The sequence below is a fragment of the Flavobacterium soyae genome (assembly GCF_021245985.1).
In the GTDB taxonomy this organism is placed as follows: Bacteria; Bacteroidota; Bacteroidia; order Flavobacteriales; family Flavobacteriaceae; genus Flavobacterium; species Flavobacterium soyae.
On sequence record NZ_JAJQXA010000012.1, the window covers coordinates 14,317 to 37,805 of the forward strand.

General features: G+C 33.6%; 20 protein-coding genes. 3 read left to right on the forward strand and 17 right to left on the reverse strand.

What is annotated here, in order from left to right:
• Positions 1–38 precede the first annotated feature (38 nt).
• The 6 genes from LUU93_RS15420 to aspA all read right to left on the reverse strand — a co-directional run bounded on the left by LUU93_RS15420 (position 39) and on the right by aspA (position 7,237).
• Entirely contained in the window at positions 39–1,442 is a 1,404-nt protein-coding gene (locus LUU93_RS15420; RefSeq protein ID WP_232682064.1) for a sensor histidine kinase, read from the reverse strand.
• A 1-nt stretch (position 1,443) separates the two neighbouring features.
• Complete coding sequence (locus LUU93_RS15425) at positions 1,444–2,118, reverse strand: response regulator transcription factor (protein ID WP_232682065.1); 675 nt, start codon at positions 2,116–2,118, stop codon at positions 1,444–1,446.
• A 563-nt stretch (positions 2,119–2,681) separates the two neighbouring features.
• Positions 2,682–3,302, reverse strand: coding sequence for an outer membrane beta-barrel protein (locus tag LUU93_RS15430; RefSeq protein WP_232682066.1), 621 nt, complete (start codon positions 3,300–3,302; stop codon positions 2,682–2,684).
• A 111-nt stretch (positions 3,303–3,413) separates the two neighbouring features.
• On the reverse strand, positions 3,414–4,691 hold the full coding sequence (locus LUU93_RS15435) for a BamA/TamA family outer membrane protein (RefSeq protein ID WP_232682067.1): 1,278 nt from the start codon (positions 4,689–4,691) through the stop codon (positions 3,414–3,416).
• A gap of 214 nt (positions 4,692–4,905) precedes the next feature.
• A complete protein-coding gene (locus LUU93_RS15440; RefSeq protein WP_232682068.1) occupies positions 4,906–5,523 on the reverse strand; it encodes an outer membrane beta-barrel protein in 618 nt (205 codons plus the stop codon).
• Positions 5,524–5,827: 304 nt separating this feature from the next.
• Positions 5,828–7,237: an aspartate ammonia-lyase gene (aspA, locus tag LUU93_RS15445; protein WP_232682069.1), complete on the reverse strand. Its 1,410-nt coding sequence runs from the start codon at positions 7,235–7,237 to the stop codon at positions 5,828–5,830.
• 135 nt (positions 7,238–7,372) lie between these two features.
• Between aspA and LUU93_RS15450 the strand changes: the two genes are divergently transcribed.
• Complete coding sequence (locus LUU93_RS15450; RefSeq protein WP_232682070.1) at positions 7,373–7,951, forward strand: pentapeptide repeat-containing protein; 579 nt, start codon at positions 7,373–7,375, stop codon at positions 7,949–7,951.
• Between the two features lie 144 nt (positions 7,952–8,095).
• Here LUU93_RS15450 and LUU93_RS15455 read toward each other — a convergent pair whose 3' ends face one another.
• The 4 genes from LUU93_RS15455 to glyA form a co-directional block, all read right to left on the reverse strand.
• Positions 8,096–8,593 (reverse strand): GNAT family N-acetyltransferase, encoded by a 498-nt coding sequence (locus tag LUU93_RS15455; RefSeq protein WP_232682072.1) that lies wholly within the window; start codon positions 8,591–8,593, stop codon positions 8,096–8,098.
• A 19-nt stretch (positions 8,594–8,612) separates the two neighbouring features.
• Positions 8,613–9,653 carry a GMP reductase gene (locus LUU93_RS15460; RefSeq protein ID WP_232682074.1) on the reverse strand — a complete coding sequence of 347 codons (1,041 nt, stop codon included), beginning with the start codon at positions 9,651–9,653 and terminating at the stop codon, positions 8,613–8,615.
• A gap of 261 nt (positions 9,654–9,914) precedes the next feature.
• Positions 9,915–10,508 (reverse strand): MiaE family protein, encoded by a 594-nt coding sequence (locus LUU93_RS15465; RefSeq protein WP_053472194.1) that lies wholly within the window; start codon positions 10,506–10,508, stop codon positions 9,915–9,917.
• 147 nt (positions 10,509–10,655) lie between these two features.
• Positions 10,656–11,930, reverse strand: coding sequence for a serine hydroxymethyltransferase (gene glyA / locus LUU93_RS15470; protein WP_053472193.1), 1,275 nt, complete (start codon positions 11,928–11,930; stop codon positions 10,656–10,658).
• A gap of 109 nt (positions 11,931–12,039) precedes the next feature.
• Here glyA and fahA point away from each other — a divergent pair, with 109 nt between their 5' ends.
• The gene (gene fahA, locus LUU93_RS15475; RefSeq protein WP_232682075.1) at positions 12,040–13,323 is read left to right on the forward strand and encodes a fumarylacetoacetase; all 1,284 of its coding nucleotides are present in this window, start codon (positions 12,040–12,042) and stop codon (positions 13,321–13,323) included.
• 370 nt (positions 13,324–13,693) lie between these two features.
• On the opposite strand, the gene LUU93_RS15480 is transcribed toward fahA, so the two are convergent.
• Positions 13,694–14,734 (reverse strand): agmatine deiminase family protein, encoded by a 1,041-nt coding sequence (locus tag LUU93_RS15480; protein WP_232682076.1) that lies wholly within the window; start codon positions 14,732–14,734, stop codon positions 13,694–13,696.
• A 187-nt stretch (positions 14,735–14,921) separates the two neighbouring features.
• Here LUU93_RS15480 and LUU93_RS15485 point away from each other — a divergent pair, with 187 nt between their 5' ends.
• Complete coding sequence (locus LUU93_RS15485) at positions 14,922–16,442, forward strand: choice-of-anchor I family protein (protein WP_232682077.1); 1,521 nt, start codon at positions 14,922–14,924, stop codon at positions 16,440–16,442.
• 74 nt (positions 16,443–16,516) lie between these two features.
• Here the strand turns inward: LUU93_RS15485 and LUU93_RS15490 are convergent, their stop codons facing one another.
• The 6 genes from LUU93_RS15490 to clpB all read right to left on the reverse strand — a co-directional run bounded on the left by LUU93_RS15490 (position 16,517) and on the right by clpB (position 23,361).
• Positions 16,517–17,407 carry a carbon-nitrogen hydrolase gene (locus LUU93_RS15490; protein WP_232682078.1) on the reverse strand — a complete coding sequence of 297 codons (891 nt, stop codon included), beginning with the start codon at positions 17,405–17,407 and terminating at the stop codon, positions 16,517–16,519.
• Between the two features lie 385 nt (positions 17,408–17,792).
• Positions 17,793–18,038 (reverse strand): hypothetical protein, encoded by a 246-nt coding sequence (locus LUU93_RS15495; protein WP_232682079.1) that lies wholly within the window; start codon positions 18,036–18,038, stop codon positions 17,793–17,795.
• A gap of 129 nt (positions 18,039–18,167) precedes the next feature.
• On the reverse strand, positions 18,168–18,581 hold the full coding sequence (locus tag LUU93_RS15500; protein WP_232682080.1) for a hypothetical protein: 414 nt from the start codon (positions 18,579–18,581) through the stop codon (positions 18,168–18,170).
• Positions 18,582–18,943: 362 nt separating this feature from the next.
• Positions 18,944–19,357, reverse strand: a complete 414-nt coding sequence (locus LUU93_RS15505; protein ID WP_232682082.1) for a hypothetical protein — start codon at positions 19,355–19,357, stop codon at positions 18,944–18,946.
• 145 nt (positions 19,358–19,502) lie between these two features.
• Positions 19,503–20,384 carry a DUF808 domain-containing protein gene (locus tag LUU93_RS15510; RefSeq protein WP_232682083.1) on the reverse strand — a complete coding sequence of 294 codons (882 nt, stop codon included), beginning with the start codon at positions 20,382–20,384 and terminating at the stop codon, positions 19,503–19,505.
• 373 nt (positions 20,385–20,757) lie between these two features.
• Entirely contained in the window at positions 20,758–23,361 is a 2,604-nt protein-coding gene (gene clpB / locus LUU93_RS15515; protein WP_232682084.1) for an ATP-dependent chaperone ClpB, read from the reverse strand.
• Between the last annotated feature and the right edge of the window lie 128 nt (positions 23,362–23,489).

Below are 23,489 nucleotides of genomic sequence, written 5' to 3' on the forward strand. Positions count from 1 at the left end.
TGTAAATTAGAAGGGTATTAATCTTAAATTAGAATTTTCTAAGATTCAACATTAGATTTTTTAATGTTGGCCTTTTTAGGGTTTATCTTTTTAAAGATGATCGTTACGATTGTTCCTTTGTTTTGTTCAGACTGTACTTGTATTTCGCCATCGTGCATACGAATGATTTTAGAAGCCAGCGGCAATCCTAAACCGTAACCAATATATTTGGCCGCAATTTTTCCTCTAAAGAAAGGTTCGTACAAATGCGGAATATCTTCTGGCGGAATACCAATACCGATATCGTTAATCGAAATTTTAATCGCATCCTGATTGGCAGAAAGAGCTACAAATACTTCATTATTATCTGAATATTTTACGCCGTTGGTAATAATGTTGTTGATCGCCAGTTCTAAAAGCGGTTTATTACACGGAATTAAAAGCAAATTAGAATCTTTTGGTGCAAAATTCATTTTGATGCTGACTCGATTATCAGGATAAATTTTATCTAGATCTGATTTTACCTCTAATAACAGTTCGTCGATCCTGGCAATATCCAGAACTTGTTTATTTCCGTCGTAACCGGTTTGTGTCAATTTTAATAAGCTTTCGGTCAGGTTTCCTAATCTTGATGCCTGACTGTAAATATTTTGCAATGATTCTACATATTCTGCTACTTCACGTTCTTTTAGAAGCATAATTTCTGCCTCGGCAATTATGGTTGTTATTGGTGTTTTTAACTCGTGCGAAGCATTATTTATGAAGTTTGCCTGAATTTCAAATGATGTTTCCAGCCGGTCTAACATATGATTGAAAGTCTTTGTCAAATCTGAAATTTCATCAGAGTTTTTAACGGCCGGTAATCTATTGTGAAGATTTGATGCACTGATTCTGTTAACTTCTTTGGTAATTCTTGCTACCGGATTTATAACTTTTTTTGCCAGAAAACGACCTAAAAAGAAAGCCAGAAGTATAAAACCTATGCCTCCAAAAAGTAATATTTTTATAATATATATAGACGTTGTTTTTCCGCGACGATCACGTGCACCAATAATTACAATGTACTTTTGACTGCTTTCTGTAAAAACCTGACCTAGATAATATTTACTGTTTACTTCAAAGTAATCTTTTCCTGTTGCGAGAATATTAGAATAAAACTTGTTAGGGAGATTTAGTTTTGTGTTGTAATCAAAACTATTGGCGCTGTTTATTTTAAGAACATATTCTTCTTCTTCAATAAGTTCTTCCAGTCCGTTTTTCTTTAAATTTCTATAGTATTTGATTTTTTCGGGATCGTGCTGAAAGTGAATTGAAGCTACAATTTTTGCACGGTCTTCTAACCTTTTTAAGAAATGGTAACGGTTATTTTCTCTAAATAAAACGAATACTATGATACTCAGCAGCAATGTACTAAAAGTAGAAAGTGCTACATAGGTAAAAGTAATTTTTTTTCTAATATCCATTCTATGGCTTTATAACATAACCTAAACCTTTCATGGTATGAATAAGTTTGGTTTTAAAAGGTTTATCAACTTTCTTTCTTAAATATGTAATATATACATCAACAACATTGGTATTCATATCAAAATTAATATCCCAAACGTTATCTAAAATTTGGTCTCGAGAAACAATTCTTCCGGCATTTTTTCCCAGATAATACAGTAATTTAAACTCTTTTGCCGTTAAAATTATCGATTCTCCATCTCTTTTTACCGTTTTGGCACGGCCGTTTATTTCTAAATCGCCAATTGTAATTACATCAATTTTATCGGTTTCCTGATGTGCTCTTCGGTGTAAAGCATTTACTCTTGCATCAAGTTCACCAAATTTAAAAGGCTTTACCAAATAATCATCGGCACCGGAATTAAGACCGGTTACAATGTTTTCTGAAGTTCCAAGCGCTGTTAAAAGTAAAATGGGAACAAAATTTTTGCCGGCGCGAAGTCTGCGGCAAATCTCGATTCCGTTAATATCCGGTAACATAACGTCTAAAATAACAACATCAAAGTTATAATTGTGAATCATTTCAAGGGCAGTTTTGCCATCTAGAGCCACACTTACTTCGTTGTTGTTTTCGGCAAATCCTTTCCTTAAAATCGATAAAAGATTGGGTTCGTCTTCGACTATTAGTAACTTCATATTAATTTGTATATACAACAAAAATAAGGATTGAGTTCAAAAATCTTATTCATAATAGTTATAAATTATGATTTAATTATGAACATTTATATTGAAGCATAAAAAAAGCAGCTTTATCTAGCTGCCAATTTTTACTTATAAAGTTACACTTATTATGTCTTATAATTAAACACATAGTCCCTCCGGGCAATGTCATTAAGTTAAGAGGAAATCTATAAAATTACTTAACAGTTTAATTAAGAAAGTAATTAGAAAAAATCAGTTTTTATCCGCGTTTTCGCTTTAGCGAATCAGTAAAATCAGCGGATAATTGTGACGCGGATAAAACAGATTTACTTCGTAAAAACGCTGATAAACACGGATTTGATTTGCAATAATTTTATTTTCTAAAAGCTTAACTTAATGACATTGCCCGAAGCCTCGAGATAGATTTAGCGGCTGCTTAAAGGCGTTTCACTTGTATTAACAAACATAGGCTATGTGTAAAATGATTTGTCATTTATTTTATTCTTTATTCAATTAATACATGAATCTATGTTTCTATGTGTTAAATATTATTCTTTCTAATTTTTAAAGTTAAAACTCAATACTGCTCCAAGTCCAAATTGAAAAGTCGAAACATAATCATCAACCGCAACCGGACCGAAATAATAACTCCAATAATAACTCTCTCCAACGGCTGCCGACATCGATTGTAGATAAGCGTTAATATTTACAGAAACGGTCGAAGCAGTTTTAATCTTTACCCCGCCTTTTACATCCCAGGCAAAATAAGTACCGCTTCCGCCCTGAGGTGTTTCTAAAATACTAACTCCTGCTCCAGCTCCCAAATAAGGTAATAAATTTGATCCTGTATCAAAATAATGAGTAAAATCTGCTAAGATAAAATTAAAGGCACCTTTATCATTTCCGGCATTTAATTGATTCCCTGCCGGACCATAAAAAGGTATTTTTACATCTGATCTTAAATACTTTAACTCAACTGAATTATTTGTTGAAAAGAAATACTCAAATCCTGCTCCATATTGAAAACCATCTTCAATTGTTGCAGAATAACCGTCATAATCCAGCTCGTCTGAAAAATTATAGCCGCCATACAAATTAAGCGAAAAAGACCTTGCATCCTGAGCCTGCATTCCTATCGCCGACAGGAATACAACTAATAATAAACTGTACTGTTTCATAAATCACATATTTGAAAGTTAAATTGTACGTCAAATTTAAGTTTTTTCTTGTAAATTCTTACATTTTCAAAACATAAAATTCATCATATCAAATACTTAACAAAACAAACATCAAAAAGTTTCTCCAGCATTTAGATAAAATCCTTTAGAATTATTTCCCCACGCGTTATCAACAATCAAGTTGGTACGTGTTTTTTTATCAATTAGTATTCTAAGACCAAGGCCGGCTGCAGGTTGAATGGCATGAAAAAGAGATACATTATTATCGTCATTACTTGCGGTTACAAAATTGGTAAAAACGGTGCCGCTAAACATTTGATTACAGGTTATAGGAAACCGAAATTCTGTTGAAAGATATACAAGTCCGTTTCCTCTAAATAATCCCTGTGTATAACCTTCTCCACTCCTGCTTCGCTGGTCCCAGCCAATTGCGGGCAGATTTAAATACGGAACATCTCCTCTTGTTACAAACTGTCCGTAAGCCCAGATTCCGAGGATGTATCGAGGATTTTTCTGCGAAAGCGGAATAAAATTTCGATATTCTGCATATAAAACGTTGCTGTATTTTTGATTATCAAAAAATACCGGATTAAAACGATAATTGATATTGGCAAACCAGCCCCGTGAAGAATTTACCTGATTGTCTCTCGAATCGTAAACCATATTAAAACTTACTCCGGTTAAAAAATATTCTGAATTATCAAAACCATGTTCCTGATTATAATTGTAGTGATAAGTTAGATTTCCGTTTTCAACATCCAGTTCTTTATCTTTTATATTGGTGTACCAATCAATATTGATTCCTGCACCTACATAAAAATTCTTTCTTACTTCAAAAGAAGCAGTTTGATGAAATTTGAAATAATTATAATCCATTTCCTGAGCCAATGAATCGATACTAAAACCGGGTTGCTGATCGCGATGAGGCGGAATTATATCTGTTCCGAGTCCGTAGTTTGGCTGTGAGAATATATAAAGCCTGTAATCGCCGCTTAAAAATATTTGGTTATTTTTTAGCAGAATATTGTTTTTGACATTAATCAGCCATTGCTTTTTTACGGTATAGGTTATACCCAAATTAGCTACTGAATATTTATCTGATTCTTGTTTTCCTTTGAAAGTATATTGCGCAACGGCACCAAAAAAGAATCCGGTTGCGGGTTGTGAACCAATTGCAGGAATTACAAGAAAAAAATTGTTTTTTGTAGGTTTAACAACTAATGTAGAATCCTTTTTTTTAAAGATTTCTAAAATAGTTTTAGGAGGACAAATTTCTTTGTTTTGAGAATTTGTTTCACTTTGGGCTGCTAGAAATAATGGAAATAGAAAAAGCAGAACTGCGATTTTAATTTTATGCTGAAAACTTGTATTTCTGAAGAATTTCACCATTATCAAGTTAAGCTTTTTAATTACTACCCAATCCTATTGTAAATATAACTCTTATTTTCAATATTTTACAAAACGATGTGCTGCATTATTTGATTTACACTAACTAAGGCTAATTTGCTGCTAATCTTTTTTTATTGCAATTTTTTTTACAATAAAAAAGCCGTCAATAAAACTGACGACTTTTTTTTCTTGCTAAAAATAAATTTAGGTTTGCTTAGTTTTTAAAATTAAAGCTAAAAACTGCCCCTAATCCAAATTGGTATGTACTTACGTAATCTTGTACTCCAACAGGTCCGTAGTAAGTCCAGTAATAACTGTTACCTACAGCTGCAGACATTGATTGAAGGTATGCATTAAGATTTACAGATACTGCAGAAGCTGTTTTGATTTTTACACCTCCTTTAATATTCCATGCAAAATAAGTTCCTCCGTTATCTTGAGGCATTTCTGTAATTCCTACACCAATTCCACCACCTAAATAAGGTAACATTTTTCCACCAGTCTCAAAATAATGAGTTCCATCTAGAAAAATATAGTTAAATGCCGCTTTTTCATCACCAGCATTTAATTGATTACCAAGAGGGCCATAAAATGGAATTTTAGTATCGTTTCTTAAATACTTTAATTCGATAGAGTTATTTGTCAAAAAAAAGTATTCTACACCAGCTCCATATTGAAAACCATCTTCAATTTTTGCAGAGTAACCATCATAATCAATAGTATCTGCAAAATTGTAACTCCCATATAAATTAAGAGAAACAGATTTTGCCTCTTGAGCTTTCATCATAATTGCAGACATAAAAACTACTAATAATAAACCGCATTTTTTCATAATTTTAATTTTTTAAAAGTTTAATTTATATTACAAATATATGTATTTTCTTATAATAATAACATTTAAAAATATTAATTATCTTACATAATAATAACAACCTCTAAATAACCATTTTATGTTTTTTAATTTCTTTATCAACATAAAACTCAGATCGCTCAGAACAATTCAACCATAAAAAAATTATAAAAACTAAAGCAACATTATCCCATTTTACAACAACTTAAATCAAACAAAACATAAAACATCATAAAAAAAGCCGTCAGTAAATTGACGGCTTGTTATTAGATTTTTTATAGCAATTTTACTTTGTGATAAATTTTGGATGTATTAAATTTTCTAAAGAATAGATTTCATTCCATTTTTCCTGCGTAATCAGCTTTCTTTCTAAAACCGCAATTTGATGTACACTTTTGTTTGTTTTTAAAGCTTCGCCCGCAATACTGGCGCTTTCTTCGTAACCAATAATTGGGTTTAACTGCGTCACGATTCCTATGCTGTTCATGACCATATTATAACAGTGATCCACATTTGCTGTGATTCCGTTAATACATTTATCTATTAAAGTTTGAATAGCATTTGAAAGGTAATCTAAAGAGGTAAACATTGCAAAAGCAATTACAGGTTCCATTACATTCAATTGTAATTGTCCTGCTTCTGCCGCCATTGTAACGGTTAAATCCTGACCAATTACATAAAAACAAGTTTGGTTTACAACTTCGGGAATTACCGGATTTACTTTTCCCGGCATAATCGATGAACCTGGCTGGCGTGCCGGTAAATTAATTTCGTTTAAACCTGTTCTTGGTCCCGAGCTTAACAATCGTAAATCGTTACATATTTTAGAAATTTTAACTGCAGAACGTTTTAAGGTTCCCATAATCTGCACATACGCTCCGGTATCGACCGTTGCTTCGATTAAATCTGGTGAAAGTGTAAGCGGGATTCCAACTTCTTTAGCTAAATAAGCCACACAAATTTCAGGATAACCTTCCGGAGCATTTACTTTTGTTCCAATGGCTGTTGCACCCATATTGATTTCTAACAATAATTCCTGAGCATTTTTTAAACGCTGAATATCTTCGCCAATTGTAGTGGCGTATGATTTAAATTCTTGTCCTAAAGTCATCGGTACAGCATCTTGCAGCTGTGTTCTTCCCATTTTTAAAACTTCTTTAAACTCTTCTCCTTTCTTTGCAAAAGCTACTTCTAAACCGGCAAAAGTTTTAATAAAGCTTTCCATTTTTAAATACAACGCAATTCTAAATGCCGAGGGATAGGCATCGTTTGTAGACTGCGAACAGTTAACGTGATTGTTTGGGTGCAAAAAGTTATATTCGCCTTTTTTATGTCCCAGATATTCGAGTCCAATATTGGCAATTACTTCATTGGCATTCATGTTTACAGAAGTTCCTGCGCCGCCCTGAATTAAATCACTTACAAATTCATCATTAAATTTTCCCGCAATAACCTGATCGCTTCCGTAACAAATAGCTTCGGCAATTTTTGGATCGATTGCATTACAATCTTTATTGGCTAAGGCTGCGGCTTTTTTTACGTAACCTAAAGCTTTAATAAATAAAGGTTCTTTTGAAATAGGAATTCCGGTAATATTGAAGTTTTCTACCGCTCTAAAAGTTTGGATTCCGTAGTACAGATGATTCGGAATTTCTAATTCCCCTAAAAAATCATGCTCCTTTCTTGTTGATTCCATATAATTAAAATTGATGTTTTTAACGTAAAAAATAAACGTAAAGCTACATCAATTTCTAAATTTTGTTCACAACTTTTACTTAATATTTTGGCTTAAATTAGTACCTTTTCGCTCTTAAAAAATTTTAAAATAAACTTGAAAAAAGAGAGCGAATATTTTCTTGATAAAGAATATAATACGATTATTTATGCCAAAGACGATCTTAATTTTAAAGATTTCGAATGCTGCGTTTTTAATAATTGTAACTTTTCTGCCTGCACTTTTTTAGCAGTTACTTTTATCGACTGTGTTTTTAATGACTGTATTTTCACCGAAGCCAAAATTAATTATGTTGCTTTTAGAACCGTAACTTTTAACGGATGCGAAATTAAAGAAGTCAATTTCGCCATGTGCGATAAATTGATTTTTGAAGTTCGCTTTAATGACTGCATTCTGGACTTTTCAAAATTCTATACTTTAAAAATAAAAGGAACGCCATTTACCAATTGCAGTTTAATTGCCGTCGATTTTATGGCTGCGGATCTTACAGGTGTTCTTTTTGATAACTGTGATTTATACCGTTCCGAATTCGACAAAGCCATCGCCAACAAAACCGATTTTAAAACGAGTTATAATTATACGATCGATCCATCTAAAACTAAACTAAAAAAGGCTGTTTTTGCTTTGAAAGAGCTGAAAGGTTTGTTGTTTAAACATGATGTTATTGTAACGTAATTTCTAATAAATAGAACACAGATGACACGGATTTGCTTTGCAAAGACACGGATTTAAACGGATTTAATTTTCAAATTATGATAAAAAAATCAGTTTCATCTGCGCTTTTGCGGAGCAAATCCGTGTCATCTGTGTTCAATTCTATTAAAACTTTTTCCCCATCACATAATCTTCCATTAAATAACCATTTCCAATTTCTATATCAACAGTTTCCTTAATTTCGAAACCTAGTTTTTTATAGAAATTCAATGCTGTATTAAAACGGTTTACGTTTAATAAAAGAGCTGTTGAATTGTTTTCTAAAGCCAGTTTTTCAATCGATTCAAAAACTATTTTTCCGTAACCTTTTCCTTGCGTTTCCGGCAAAAGATAGATTTTATGAATTTTGGTTATGGCTTCATTTTTATAATTATGCTCAATTCCGATAAATCCAATTGTTGATTCTGAGTCTGAAATCAGATAAAATAATTGTTCTTTATTCTCTATTTGCTTCGTTAAAGCTTCTTCAGAATAAAATAAACCTAACATATAATCTAACTGCGTTTGCGATAAAATTTCGCCATAAGTAATGGGCCAGGTAATATTTGTGATTTTCTGAATTGTTTTAATATCACTTACCCCTGCTTCTGAAATAGTAATCATATTGTATTTTGAGATATTTTTAATTTGTAAAAACCTGATTTTCCTGTTCGCTTACACGGATGAAAGTCGTTCGTTTGGTAAGTTCTTTCAATTTTGAGGCACCAACATAAGTACAAGTGCTTCGTAATCCGCCTAAAATGTCTAAAACTGTAGCGATAACATTTCCTTTAAACGGAACTTTTACTGTTTTACCTTCGCTTGCCCTGTATTCTGCAACGCCTCCTACATGTTTTTCCATTGCAGTTGCTGAACTCATTCCGTAAAATTGTTTGAACTTTTCACCGTTTATTTCGATTAAATTTCCTCCGCTTTCGGTATGTCCGGCAAGCATTCCGCCCAGCATTACAAAATCAGAACCTGCACCAAAAGCTTTTGCAATATCACCCGGAGTTGAACAGCCGCCATCACTTATAATATGGCCGCCTAAGCCGTGTGCAGCATCGGCACATTCGATAATGGCAGAAAGCTGCGGATAACCAACACCAGTTTTTACACGTGTGGTGCAGACAGAACCCGGTCCAATTCCGACTTTTACGATATCGGCTCCTGCCAAAAGTAATTCTTCGACCATTTCGCCAGTTACGACGTTTCCGGCAATAATTACTTTATCGGGATATTGTTTTCGGGTTTGTTTTAAAAACTGAACAAAGTGTTCTGAATAACCGTTTGCAACGTCAATACAAATAAATCGCAATAACGGATTTGAAGTAATAACTTTGCCTATTTTGTCAAAATCTTCTTTTCCGGTTCCGGTACTTATGGCTATATAATTGTAGAAATCCGGCGTTACATTTTTCAGGAAATTATTCCATTCTTCTAAAGTGTAATGTTTATGAATGGCGGTGAAAAGCTTTTCTTTTGCCAAAACCTGAGCCATTTCAAAAGTACCAACTGTATCCATATTGGCGGCCATTATAGGAATTCCTGTCCAATCTGAAGTACTGTGTAAAAACTTAAAATTTCGTTCTAATGAAACTTCAGATCTGCTTTTGAGCGTTGATCTTTTTGGGCGAATCATTACGTCTTTAAATCCTAATTTCAGATCGGTTTCTATTCTCATGGCTTTGAATTTTGGTTACTTTCAAAGATAGGAATTTTTAGATTGCAGATTTAAGAATTTAGATTTTAGATTGCTAAACTTTGTGCTTAATTGGTACACGGATGACACGGATTCGCTTTCGCGAAAGCGCGGATTTGATGCGGATTTTTATTTTTGTTATGTTTTGTTTCAAGTTTCACGTTTGTCACGTTGAGCGAAGTCGAAACTCGCTCCAATGAAAAACTTGAAACTTGAAACCTTAAACTTTAAGCAAAACTAAAACTATCCGTGAATAGTCTCATTTTTTCCGTAATTTTTAATAATCGATTCTTCAAACTCCAGCCATTCTCTCCAGCGTTTTTCAACATCAATTCCTGTTCCGTATTTTCTTGCGTAGGTTATAAATGTGGTGTAATGCCCGGCTTCGCTTTCCATTAATTCTCTGTAGAAAACGGCCAATTCTTCGTCCTGAATATTTTCAGATAAAACTTTGAAACGTTCGCAGCTTCTTGCTTCTATCATCGCTGAGAATAATAATCTTTCTACAAGGCCAGAAACACGGCTTCCGTCGCCGCTTTTTTTCATGTATTGGTACAATTCGTTTACGTATTCATCTTTACGTTCACGTCCTAATTTCAATCCTCTTTTGATGATGATATTATGAACCTGCTCAAAATGATCGATTTCTTCTTTGGCTAAAGCCAGTAAATCTTTCACTAAATCCTGATGTTCAGAATTATTGGTGATAATCGTAATCGCATTTGTTGCTGCTTTTTGCTCGCACCAAGCATGATCTGTTAAGATTTCTTCTATGTTTTTCTCAACGATATTTACCCATCTTGGGTCGGTTGGCAATTGTAGTCTTAATACGCCCATTTTTTTAAGTCTTAAAGTTTGAAAGTCGAATATTATAAAGTCATTTAGAAAAACTAAAAAGAAAATCGAAGATCAAAAACTAAACACAGAAATTCGCATTCCATTTTAGACTTTCGACCTTCGACTTTATGACTTTACAACTAATTTTTAATATGCAAAAATCGGTCTTTCGCTCATTAATTCATTTACTTGTTCAGCAACTTCTTCGATAACATCTTCGTTTGTATGATCTGTAAGAACTTTATCGATTAAAGCTACGATAGTTTCCATATCTTTTTCTACTAAACCACGAGTTGTGATTGCAGCTGTTCCAACACGAATTCCAGACGTGATAAATGGTGATTTATCGTCAAAAGGAACCATATTTTTGTTTACTGTAATTTCTGCTTTTACTAATGCATTTTCAGCTTCTTTACCAGAAATATTTTTATTTCTTAAGTCAATAAGCATCATGTGGTTATCAGTTCCGCCAGAGATAATGTTGTATCCTCTTTTTACAAAAGCATCTGCCATTGCGTTTGCATTTTTCTGTAATTGCATTGCGTAAGAAAAGAATTCGTCTTTTAATGCTTCTCCAAAAGCAACTGCTTTAGCAGCAATAATGTGCATTAAAGGCCCGCCTTGATTTCCTGGGAAAACAGCTAAATCTAATAATGAAGACATCATTCTGATTTCTCCTTTTGGAGTTTTTAAACCTTGTGGGTTTTCGAAATCTTTCCCCATTAAGATCAAACCGCCGCGGGGTCCGCGTAATGTTTTGTGAGTCGTTGTAGAAACGATATGACAATGCGGAATTGGGTCATTTAATAATCCTTTTGCAATAAGACCTGCAGGGTGAGAAATATCAGCAAATAAAATTGCTCCTACGCTGTCAGCGATTTGTCTGAAACGAGCAAAATCCATATCTCGAGAATAAGCCGAAGCTCCTGCAATGATTAATTTTGGCTGTTCTTTAGTTGCAATTTCCTGAATTTTATCATAATCTAAACGGCCAGTTTCTGCATCTACACCATAAAAAACCGGACGGTATAAACGTCCTGAAAAGTTTACAGGTGAACCGTGAGTTAAGTGGCCTCCGTGAGATAAATCAAAACCTAAAATAGTATCTCCTGGATTTAAACAAGCATGGTAAACAGCAGTATTTGCCTGAGAACCAGAGTGAGGCTGTACGTTTGCGTATTCAGCACCAAATAATTCTTTAGCTCTGTCAATAGCAATCTGCTCGATAACGTCAACTACTTCGCAACCGCCGTAGTATCTTTTGCCTGGATACCCCTCAGCATATTTGTTAGTCAAAACAGACCCGGCTGCTTCCATTACCTGATCACTTACAAAATTTTCTGAAGCAATTAGTTCTAATCCGTGAATTTGTCTATCTTTTTCTTCTAGAATAAGATCAAAAATTTGTTCGTCGCGTTGCATTTCTTCGTTTTTCGTTAATTTCCTGCAAAAATACAAAAAAACGTTTGTGATACTGTTAGATTATGATATATTTGACATGTAATTTTTCAACAAATAATTAACATCTCACATGCCAATAACCGCCAACGATACTAAAAGAAAATCATGGTTAGAAGTACCAGAAAATAGCGACTTCCCTATTCAAAACATCCCATTCGGTGTATTTCTTACCAAAGAAAATGTCGTTACAGTAGGAACTAGAATTGGCGATTATGCTATAGATTTAGGGGCTTTACAACAATTAAACTATTTTGAAGGAATAGATTTAACTGATGATATGTTTATGCAGGACACGCTTAATGATTTTATTTCTGATGGAAAAAAAACATGGCGTTTGGTACGAAACCGTATCTCTGATATTTTCGACGAAAACAATCCTCAACTTAGAGATTCAACAAAAGACCGCGATATTGTTATTTTTAATATTGACGATATAGAAATGCAGCTGCCTGTTTTAATTGGCGATTATACCGACTTTTATTCTAGTAGAGAACATGCTACAAACGTAGGTAAAATGTTTCGTGATCCTGAAAATGCGCTTCTGCCAAACTGGTTACATATTCCGGTTGGATATCACGGAAGAAGTTCTACTATCGTTCCGTCAGGAATTCCGGTACACAGACCAATGGGACAAACCTTACCGGCAGGCGAAAAATATCCCGTTTTTGGCCCGTCTCGTTTAGTAGATTTTGAATTAGAAACTGCTTTTATTACTACAGATGTAAATGTAATGGGCGAAAATATTTCGACTTATGAAGCCGAAGATTATATTTTTGGAATGGTTTTACTGAATGACTGGAGCGCGCGCGATATTCAAAAATGGGAATATGTACCGCTTGGACCATTCTTAGCTAAAAACTTTGCTTCTTCAATTTCTCCTTGGATTGTAACAATGGATGCTTTAGAACCTTTTAGAACAAAAGGTCCAAAACAGGATCCAACTCCGCTTCCTTATTTACAAACAAAAGGAAAAAAAGCTTTTGATATTCATTTAGAAGTTTCGATAAAACCCGAAAATGCTGAAGAAACTGTGGTTTCAAAGTCTAATTTTAAATATTTATACTGGTCAATGACACAGCAATTAGCACATCATACTTCAAACGGATGTCGTGTAAATTCTGGCGACATGATGGGATCTGGAACTATTTCGGGGCCAACTCCTGATAGTTTTGGTTCTATGTTAGAATTGACCTGGGGAGGAAAAAATCCGCTTAAATTAAATGACGGAAGCGAACGTAAATTTATCGAAGATAATGATACTGTAATCATTAGAGGTTTCTGTGAAAATGCAGAAGTTCGTATTGGTTTCGGAGAAGTTGCAAGTCAGCTTTTACCTCCGTTTATCAGACAATGAAGAGCAGATAAAGTATTTGAAGAAATATAAAAAACAAAAAACCTTGGTTAACGTCCCAAGGTTTTTTTATGCATTTTTTTTGATATAGAAAGGGATTTTTTTTATTTTTTTTTTATTTCGTTTTTTAAGTTTAGTTTATCTCTGAGTGTTTTTAATCTCGTAAAGTTGCTAAGACACAAAGTTTTTAAAATTTAAATTTATTAGTAGCCGCCAGTTTTAACTGGAGGAAAAATAAAGTTACTATCGAGGGCTTTAGCCAAAAATAGAGTTTGGCTAAAGCCTTTTTTCGTTATAGCAAATAAATACCTCCAGTTAAAACTGGAGGCAACTAAAAAACTTTGTGTCTTAGCAACTTTACGAGATTAAAAAATTAAGCAGGAATCTGCTGGCTTAAGCAATGCAGTGTTCCAAATCCCCAGATAAAATCTATACAGCTAATTCCAATTACTTCTCTGTCAGGGAAACATTCTGAAAGTATATTTAAAGCTACGCGATCGTTACTGTCATTAAATGTCGGTACTAAAACACAATTATTCAGAATTAAGAAATTAGCATAGCTTGCCGGTAATCTTAAATCTTCAAAATCTACACGTTTTGGCATCGGCAATGCTACAATAACAGGCGATTTTCCGTTTTCTAGTTTTGCATTTTGCAAACGTTTCAAATTATCCTGCAAAGGTTTATAGTTTGAATCGTTTTTATCTGTTTCCACAATAGTTACGATAGTATCTTCGTTTACAAATCGGCATAAATCATCGATGTGTCCGTGCGTATCATCACCTTCAATTCCGTCTCCAAGCCAGATAACATTGGTAACCCCAAGGTATTCTTTAAAAACTGCTTCGTAATCTTCTTTAGTAAAACCTTGATTTCTAACCTGAACTGCTGGGTGCATTAAACATTCTTCAGAAGTCAATAAAGTTCCTTTTCCGTTTACGTCAATTGCACCGCCTTCAACAATTACCGGTTTTCCTTTATAAGTAACCTGAGTTAACGGCACATCAATAAAATCAGCCACTTTACCCGGAACAAATTTATCTAATTGATAGTTTTTATATTTTGCCCAGCCGTTAAAATTAAAGTTTAATGCTTCTCTTTTAGAGCCATTTTTTACAATAATCGGCCCGGAATCACGCATCCAGCTTCTGTTGGTTTTATGTATTATATAGGAAACATTTTTGATATTTACACGGGCTCTTTCAAGCATTTCGGCTACTTTTTCTTTTAGTTTCTCATCGGCTACGACCAAAAAAACAGTTTCAAAAGCGGCTGCTTTTTTTATAAATTCTACAAAAGCCCATTGAATTGCTTCATATTTTCCCGGCCAGTCGTTACCATTATGCGGAAAACATAATACAATTCCTTGTTGTTTTTCCCACTCTGCCGGAAATCTTCTATTATTTGCTGCCATAAAAGGTTCTAATTTTTAAAAGTGTACAAAGATAAGCATTCATCAGGATTTTAAAACATCTGATTCAAAATCATCTGTAATTTCACAAATAATATCTTCCAAAAATTAAGTTAAAGATTAAATAATAAAGGCTTAATATTTTACCAAAATGAGGTAATTACATTTGGTAAAACTAAAAAACTAACAAATGAAAAAAGTAACTCTTTCATTATTAGCAGCTTTATTTTTAATGGTAAGCTGTAATAACGATGAAAATCCAAACAACGAAGAACCAGAAGTTGTTGTAAATGAAGATCCTGCCGCTTTTAAAGAAATTGGTTCGATTACAATTGGCGGAGAAGCTGCTGCAGAAATCTCTGCTTACTGCGAAAAAACAAAAAGACTTTTTACGGTAAATAACAGTGGAACTAATCAAATTGATGTTATTGATTTAGCTGACCCGACAAAACCGGTAAAAATTGGTAAAATTGATTTAGCTGCTTATGAAGGTGCATCAAACAGCGTTTCTGTTTATGATGGGAAACTGGCAGCAGCTTTAGAATCAACTGTTAATAAACAAGGAAATGGAAAAGTTGTTGTTTTTAATACCAGCGATTACAGCTTAATAAAGCAAGTCACAGTTGGTGCATTGCCAGACATGATTACATTTTCTGCTGATGGAAAATATATTATGACTGCTAACGAAGGTGAGCCTAATGCAGATTATTCACAAGATCCAAACGGAACTATTTCTATAATTGAAACAAGTACTTATGCTGTTACAACTCTTGATTTTGCTTCTTTTAGCAATCAGGCGGCGGCATTGGCTAAAGATGGGGTCAGAATTTCTAAGTTTGCAAAAAGCTTTGTTCAGGATATTGAACCAGAATATGTTACAATTTCTGACGATTCAAAAACGGCATGGGTAACTTTGCAGGAAAATAATGGTGTTGCAAAAGTTGATTTAACTTCAAAAACCATTACTGCTATTTATCCTTTAGGATTAAAAGACTACAATACTGCTGAAAATGCTATTGATGTAAGCGATAGTGACACTAAAATAGCTTTTAATCCTTGGAAAGTAAAAGGATTGTATATGCCGGATGCTATCAGTCATTTTTCTTCTAATAATGTTCCATATTTTGTAACTGCAAATGAAGGGGATGCAAGAGAATATACTGCCTATACCGACATTAAACGCATGAAAAGCCTGAATCTTGATGCAACAGTTTTTCCTGATGCTACTACTTTAAAGCTAGACGCTAATTTAGGAAGGCTTAACCTTATTACTGATATGGGAGATACTGATGGTGATGGAGATTTAGACGAAATGGTAAGTTTTGGTGCAAGGTCATTCGCTATTTGGAATGGAAACACTGGCAAAATTGTTTATGACAGTAAAAATGATGTTGACAAAAAAACAAATGAATTAGGTACTTATGATGACAAACGCAGTGATGATAAAGGTTCTGAACCAGAAGCTGTAGTTGCTGTTAAAATGGGAACTCAAAATATTTTGTTTGTTGGTCTTGAAAGATCTGATGCTTTTATGACTTATGATGTTACCAATCCTGCTTCGCCACAATATTTACAAACAGTAAAAACAGGAGACGCTCCAGAAGGTGTTCTTTTTATTCCGGCTGCAAAAAGCCCTACTAAAAGAAGTTTATTAGTAGTAAGCAGCGAAGGTGACGGAACTATAAAAATCTTTCAGCCAAATTTAAAATAACCAGTATTTTAAATAATAAAAAAGGCAGTTTCAAATTATTGAAACCGCCTTTTACTTTATAAATAGAAATTTAATTATCTATCAATGGCTCTTTTTGTAATGTCTCCAAAAGCATCAATTCTTCTGTCTCTGAAAAATGGCCAGTTCTGACGCACATTTTCTTGTAAATCCAAATCAACTTCGGCAATTAAAATTTCTTCTTTATCGTGAGAAGCCTGAGCTAAAATTTCTCCTTGCGGCCCAGCAATAAATGATGCTCCCCAAAATTGAATTCCTTCTGTTCCTTCAATATATTTTTCAAGACCAATTCTATTTGCTGCGGCAACGAAAATACCATTTGCAACTGCATGGCCTTTCATTACATTCATCCATGCTCCGTATTGGTTTTCTCCGTATTGTTCTTTTTCTTTTGGATGCCATCCTATTGCTGTTGGATAAAACAAAACCTCGGCTCCTTTTAATGCTGTAATACGAGCTGCTTCAGGATACCATTGATCCCAGCAGATTAATGTTCCAACAGTTCCTTTTTTAGTTTTTATTGCCTGAAAACCTAAATCACCTGGAGTGAAATAGAATTTTTCGTAGAAATGCGGATCATCCGGAATGTGCATTTTACGATATAAACCAGCTTCTGTACCATCTGTATCAATGATATAAGCGCTGTTATGGTAAATTCCTGCCATTCTTTTTTCGAAGAAAGGAACAATAATTACTACTCCAAGTTCTTTTGCCAATTCGCTGAAAGCAATAAATGAAGTGCTGTAAAGCGGTTCTGCTAATGCAAAATTTTCTACATCTTCGCTTTGGCAGAAATAATGACTGCTATATAATTCTGGAAGTAAAATAACTTCTGCACCTTGGCTTGCAGCATCTCTTACCCAGCTGATACATTTTTTAAGATTATTTTCGGCTACATCATTCAGGTTTAACTGAATTACCGATATTTTATATTTTCTTTTCGACATGACATAAAATTTAGAGTGCAAAAATAGTAATTTTTAGAGGAATGGCAAAAGTATACTCTTTTAACAATGCATAAAAAAAGAGCTAAACAGCTCTTCTATAATTGTGCGGAAGAATCTCGTTTAAGAGAAAATATCTTTACAATAAAAACTACTTGATTTTCTTCTTTGTACAGTAATTTGTAATCTCTTATAATAATTCTTCTATACTCAGATTCTATCTCATCTCTTTGAAATTGTTCACTAAAATTTATTTTTTTAGCAGCATTCAAAATATCATCCTTTTACATTATTTGCTCCTTGAACAGATTTTTCTTTGTAATAATTATAGATCGTTTTTAGTTGATCTTGGCTGTATTAGTCCAGACATTTTTTTGAACTTCACCCATTACCAGTTCTCAGATTCTTTTTCTAAATCTTCCTGCGAAATTATCTTACCGTTTTTAATCTCTAATTCAGCATTTGCTAATTCAGTTTTATTAGCAGCTCTTGTAATAGGTTTTCCATCAACATAAAAAGCAACTATTTCTTCCTCTTGATAACTTTCAATAACCGCCTTAACGACTTTTAAAAGACGTTCATCAGCAGTATTGATATATTCTAAAACACTATCTCTCAATTCCAAGGCTCCCATATCATATTTCTTTTTAATTATTCAAAGATAACTATTTCTGCTTATTTAATAAAAAACCATTTCACATCAGCTTAAAACTTAAACATCTGCAAAATGGTTTTGACCTAAAAATATATCACTTAAAGAGTATTAATCTATAATCACTTTCTGAATCAGAAATTCAGTTTCTGATTTTTTGAATTTGATTTCAAAAGTTCCTTTTACTGCTGATTTGAATTTGTAAACTGTCTTTTTAGGATCTGGAACTTGCTGTGTACAAACTCCTGAAGGGTATTTTGCCACAACCTGCAGTCCTTTTACTGAATTAATCGTTACATCGCTTATTTTATCAAATTCTCCGCAAGCATTGTCTACTACAAAAGTTACATCGTAACTAAGTTCTACGTTTACTTTTCCTGTCGAAGGTCCTTTAATTTCTGTTACCAATGCTGCTTTTGAAACTGGATTATCTACTGGTTTCTCGTCGTCGTCATTATTGCATGAAATAAATACAATTGACAAGAATAAAACTACTAAAACTGATTTTAATTTAAAACTTTTCATATAAAATAATAATTAATTGTTATAATATGAAGATGCGGGATAAATAAAATGGTTGCTTTGTTTAAATGTTAATTTGGACAATAAAAAGATTAATCTTTTGTAATTGAGAAACTTATTCGATAAAAATAATTTCAAAAAGAACCGTAATATCTTATGAAAATAATTTTTTCTCGTGCAGCCCCGATAGAAACGGCATCCTTTTGTCTGCTTCTTTAGCAGGCAAAAGATATAGCGGATAGCGGGACTAATCGTAATTTTAAATTTTGATTTCGTACTCCAGGAAACAAAGTTTCGATATATTACAAAATAAAAAAACCGCTTTACGATTGTAAAACGGCTTTGAATATTTAAAAAGATTAAAATTAATCTGTTATAACTACTTCTGTTACTATATACTCTGTTTCAGATTTAGCAAGTCTTAAGTAATAAGTTCCTGCTTTAGACGTAGTAATTTTGTATATCGTTACTCTGTTTTCAGGATCTGGTCTATTACAAGTCGCTTTTGGATATTTTACTTCTACCTGGTATCCCGGCACTTTATTAAATTCAACATCTACTAATTTATTAAATTCACCGCACCCGTTTTCTACTTGAAAAGTGATGGCGTAGCTAAGTTCCTGTCCTACTTTTCCAGTTAATGGTCCTGAAACTTCTGTTGCATAAGCACTTTTGTAAACAACATCTTCAGTTGGAGAATCATTATCGCTGCTGCAAGAAGTTAATGCTGTAATGAATAATAACATTAATGCAATTGATTGTAATTTAAAGTTTTTCATAGAATAATTAATTTGTTCTTATTTGTACATAGATACTAATAAATGATTATAGTTGCTTCTAAAAATGTTAAATTTTTTCAAACAAATCACTAATTAGTTATAAATAAATATCTTAACAAAAAAAATGCCAAAAAAGTATGTCTTGTTATGATTTTTTTCTGAATAATTTTTTGAAAAGATTCACAAGTAATAAAACGATAAGTCCTAAAGCAAGTCCAATTACAAATTCTTTTATAATTGATGGAATATTAATTTCAGCAGCTAAATGATGAAAATATGGAATGTAGTGCACAAAGATACCTCCGGCAACTAATATTAAAGCTATTGTACCAATTACGGTTAAACTTTTTATGACCAATGGAAGGGCTTTAACCAAAATGTTTCCAATGAATTTTGAGATGCTTTTATCTCTTTTACTAAATTTAATAAGTTTATAACCTGCTTCATCCATCCTTACAATAAGAGCTACAATACCATACACTCCTATGGTTGCTATTAAGGCTATTATTGAAGTTACAATAATTTGCTGCATAATAGGTTTTCCTATGACTGTTCCCAGCGCTATAATTACTATTTCGACAGATAATATAAAATCGGTTACGATTGCTGATTTTATTTTGTCTTTTTCGACTTCCAAGATTTGCTCTTCTGTAAGGGTTTCTTCGGTAATTCCTTCTGATTCTTCGTGTGCATGAGGAAAAATAAATTCGTAAATTTTTTCGGCTCCTTCATAGGCAAGAAAAAGTCCGCCAAGAACCAGAATTACAATAATTGCAATAGGAAAAAATGCACTTAATAAAAAAGCAACAGGTAAAATAATGATTTTGTTAAGAAGTGAACCTTTACTTATTGCCCACAATACAGGAAGTTCTCTCGATGAAGCGAATCCAGAAGCTTTCTCGGCATTAACCGCTAAATCATCGCCCAGAATACCTGCCGTTTTTTTTGCTGCAACTTTACTCATTACCGCAACGTCGTCCATAATTGCTGCTATGTCGTCTAGTAGTACGAAAAAACCTGATGCCATTATATTTTATTTAATTGTGCGAATTTAAGACTTTTTATCCTGATGTTTTTAATGATTACTGGTATTTAATTTTTAGCTGCACTGACCTAGTAACAGCCAGATAATTACAAACACCAGTATAGTGCCAAAACATCCGCTGCCTAATTTTTTCGCACCGTATCCGGCTATTAATCCTCTAAATATATTGTTCATGATAATTAATTTTGTGTTATAGTAAATTTGAGAACTAAATCAGAATTTCTGTTTATATGACTTTTGAAAAAAGTTTCATTATTTACTGATATAAACAAAAAACACCAGCATTTCTGCTGATGTTTTCTTTTTACTAGGAAAGACGCACTGCTATGTGCCTCTACATAGTGTGTCTCTACAATTATTTTACTTCCTGGGTTTGGTTTCTAAAAACCAATTTCCCATCGAAGGCATCCAGCAAGATGATACTGTCTGTTGTTATATTTCCTGCCAGGATTTCTTTTGACAATTGATTTAAAACTTCTCTCTGAACTACACGTTTAACAGGTCTTGCACCAAAATGAGGATCATAACCTTTATCTGACAGGTAATCAATTGCTTCTGGCGTCGCATCCATCGTAATACCTTGCAAAGCCAGCATTTTTGTAACACTCTTCAATTGCAGGCTCACAATTTTTGAAATATTATCAACTGTAAGCGGTGTAAACATTACGATTTCATCAATACGGTTTATAAATTCAGGACGAACGGTTTGTTTCAACAATCCTAAAACTTCATTTTTAGCAGCTTCTGTCGCTGCTTCAACGCTTCCTTTTAGATTTTCAAACTTTTCCTGAATAATATGACTTCCCATATTTGAGGTCATAATAATAATCGTGTTTTTGAAATCGGCAAGACGGCCTTTGTTATCTGTTAATCGTCCTTCATCTAAAACCTGCAATAAAATATTGAAAGTGTCCGGATGTGCTTTTTCGATCTCGTCTAACAAAATTACAGAATACGGTTTTCTACGAACGGCTTCAGTCAATTGACCTCCCTCATCATAACCTACATATCCCGGAGGCGCCCCAACCAAACGGCTCACACTGTGACGTTCCTGATACTCACTCATATCGATACGCGTCATGGCATTTTCATCATCAAAAAGATATTCTGCCAAGGCTTTTGCTAATTCCGTTTTACCAACTCCAGTTGTTCCTAAAAACAAGAATGTTCCAACTGGTTTTTTCATGTCCTGTAAACCGGCACGGCTTCTGCGAACGGCATCACTCACAGCTTCTATAGCTTCTTCCTGACCAACAACACGTTTATGCAATTCATCTTCAAGATGCAATAGTTTTTCTCTTTCTGTCTGAAGCATTTTCATAACCGGAATTCCAGTCCATTTTGCTACAACCTCAGCAATATCTTCACGAGTTACTTCTTCTTTAATTAAAGAATGGCCTGATTGAAATTCCAGCAATTGTTTTTGCAATGCATCCTGGCGTTCTTGTGCTTCTTTTATTTTTCCGTAACGAATTTCGGCTACTTTTCCGTAATCTCCGTCACGTTCTGCACGTTCAGCTTCGTATTTAAAATCTTCGATTTCTAATTTTACAGCCTGAATTCCATCAACAATATCTTTTTCAGATTTCCATCTTGCATAAATTTCGTTTCGTTCTTCTTTCAAGTTCGCTAAATCTAAATGCAAAATTTTAAGTTTGCTTTCTTCTTTCTCACGTTTGATAGCTTCAATCTCAATTTCCAACTGCATGATTTTACGATCCAAAACATCTAATTCTTCTGGTTTTGAATTGATTTCCATACGCAGTTTAGAGGCCGCTTCGTCCATTAAGTCAATCGCTTTATCTGGTAAAAAACGATTTGTAATATAACGCTGTGAAAGTTCAACGGCGGCAATAATAGCCTCATCTTTAATCTGCACTTTATGATGCGTTTCGTATTTTTCTTTGATCCCACGTAAAATTGAAATCGCACTTTCAGTATCCGGCTCATCGATCAGCACTTTTTGAAAACGTCTTTCGAGGGCTTTATCTTTTTCAAAATATTTTTGATATTCATCTAAAGTCGTAGCACCAATTGCTCTTAATTCTCCACGGGCCAAAGCTGGTTTCAGGATATTAGCTGCATCCATTGCACCTTCTCCTCCACCCGCTCCTACAAGTGTGTGAATTTCATCAATAAACAATACGATATCACCTTCGGCAGAAGTAACTTCTTTTACAACCGATTTTAAACGCTCTTCAAATTCTCCTTTGAATTTTGCTCCGGCAATCAATGCACCCATATCTAATGAGAAAACAATTTTTTCTTTTAAGTTTTCAGGAACATCTCCGTCAACAATTCTATGCGCTAAACCTTCTGCAATTGCAGTTTTACCAACTCCGGGTTCACCAATAAGCATTGGGTTATTTTTTGTTCTGCGCGTCAAAATCTGCAATACACGGCGGATTTCTTCATCACGGCCAATTACTGGGTCTAGTTTACCGGTACGTGCTAATTCATTTAAATTTTTAGCATATTTATTCAATGAATTATACGTTTCTTCGGCAGAAGCCGATGTTACTCTTTCTCCTTTGCGAAGTTCTTCGATTGCAGCTTTTAAACCTTTTCCGGTAACACCCTGATCTTTTAAAATTTGTGAAACTTTACTTTTTGAATCAAAAATTGCTAAAATTAAATGCTCGATCGAAACATATTCGTCGTTCATTTTTTGTGCAATGATCTCGGCTTCGTTCAAAGCTTTGTTTGCGTCTCTTGAAAGCAGAATATCGCCTCCTGAAACTTTTGGAAAACTCTGAATTGTACTGTCTAAAATTTGTAAAAACAAGGGCACATTTACATTTAATTTCTTTAAAATAAATGGCGCTACATTTTCATCAACTTCAAAGATTGCTTTAAAAATGTGTTCATTTTCAATTTGCTGCTGGCCATAACGCTGTGCTAATTGTTGCGACAACTGAATGGCTTCCTGCGATTTAATGGTAAATTTATTTATATTCATATTTTTATGATTTGATTGATTTTTTGTTTTAAATATTTTGGTTACATTAAAGTTACAACTTATCGAGATAAATTTTTAACTCAAAAGATTTAACTTTGCTGTCGAATATTCAAATTATATTCCACAGT

Bases quoted from the DNA above. Each gene is read 5' to 3' on its own strand.
- LUU93_RS15480 (WP_232682076.1), bottom strand. From the start codon at position 14,734: ATGGCAGCAAATAATAGAAGATTTCCGGCAGAGTGGGAAAAACAACAA.
- LUU93_RS15430 (WP_232682066.1), bottom strand. From the start codon at position 3,302: ATGAAACAGTACAGTTTATTATTAGTTGTATTCCTGTCGGCGATAGGA.
- LUU93_RS15495 (WP_232682079.1), bottom strand. From the start codon at position 18,038: ATGGGAGCCTTGGAATTGAGAGATAGTGTTTTAGAATATATCAATACT.
- LUU93_RS15485 (WP_232682077.1), top strand. From the start codon at position 14,922: ATGAAAAAAGTAACTCTTTCATTATTAGCAGCTTTATTTTTAATGGTA.
- fahA (WP_232682075.1), top strand. From the start codon at position 12,040: ATGCCAATAACCGCCAACGATACTAAAAGAAAATCATGGTTAGAAGTA.
- LUU93_RS15455 (WP_232682072.1), bottom strand. From the start codon at position 8,593: ATGATTACTATTTCAGAAGCAGGGGTAAGTGATATTAAAACAATTCAG.
- LUU93_RS15490 (WP_232682078.1), bottom strand. From the start codon at position 17,407: ATGTCGAAAAGAAAATATAAAATATCGGTAATTCAGTTAAACCTGAAT.
- LUU93_RS15440 (WP_232682068.1), bottom strand. From the start codon at position 5,523: ATGAAAAAATGCGGTTTATTATTAGTAGTTTTTATGTCTGCAATTATG.
- LUU93_RS15465 (WP_053472194.1), bottom strand. From the start codon at position 10,508: ATGGGCGTATTAAGACTACAATTGCCAACCGACCCAAGATGGGTAAAT.
- LUU93_RS15420 (WP_232682064.1), bottom strand. From the start codon at position 1,442: ATGGATATTAGAAAAAAAATTACTTTTACCTATGTAGCACTTTCTACT.
- LUU93_RS15505 (WP_232682082.1), bottom strand. From the start codon at position 19,357: ATGAAAAACTTTAAATTACAATCAATTGCATTAATGTTATTATTCATT.
- LUU93_RS15510 (WP_232682083.1), bottom strand. From the start codon at position 20,384: ATGGCATCAGGTTTTTTCGTACTACTAGACGACATAGCAGCAATTATG.
- LUU93_RS15425 (WP_232682065.1), bottom strand. From the start codon at position 2,118: ATGAAGTTACTAATAGTCGAAGACGAACCCAATCTTTTATCGATTTTA.
- clpB (WP_232682084.1), bottom strand. From the start codon at position 23,361: ATGAATATAAATAAATTTACCATTAAATCGCAGGAAGCCATTCAGTTG.
- glyA (WP_053472193.1), bottom strand. From the start codon at position 11,930: ATGCAACGCGACGAACAAATTTTTGATCTTATTCTAGAAGAAAAAGAT.
- aspA (WP_232682069.1), bottom strand. From the start codon at position 7,237: ATGGAATCAACAAGAAAGGAGCATGATTTTTTAGGGGAATTAGAAATT.
- LUU93_RS15460 (WP_232682074.1), bottom strand. From the start codon at position 9,653: ATGAGAATAGAAACCGATCTGAAATTAGGATTTAAAGACGTAATGATT.
- LUU93_RS15435 (WP_232682067.1), bottom strand. From the start codon at position 4,691: ATGGTGAAATTCTTCAGAAATACAAGTTTTCAGCATAAAATTAAAATC.
- LUU93_RS15500 (WP_232682080.1), bottom strand. From the start codon at position 18,581: ATGAAAAGTTTTAAATTAAAATCAGTTTTAGTAGTTTTATTCTTGTCA.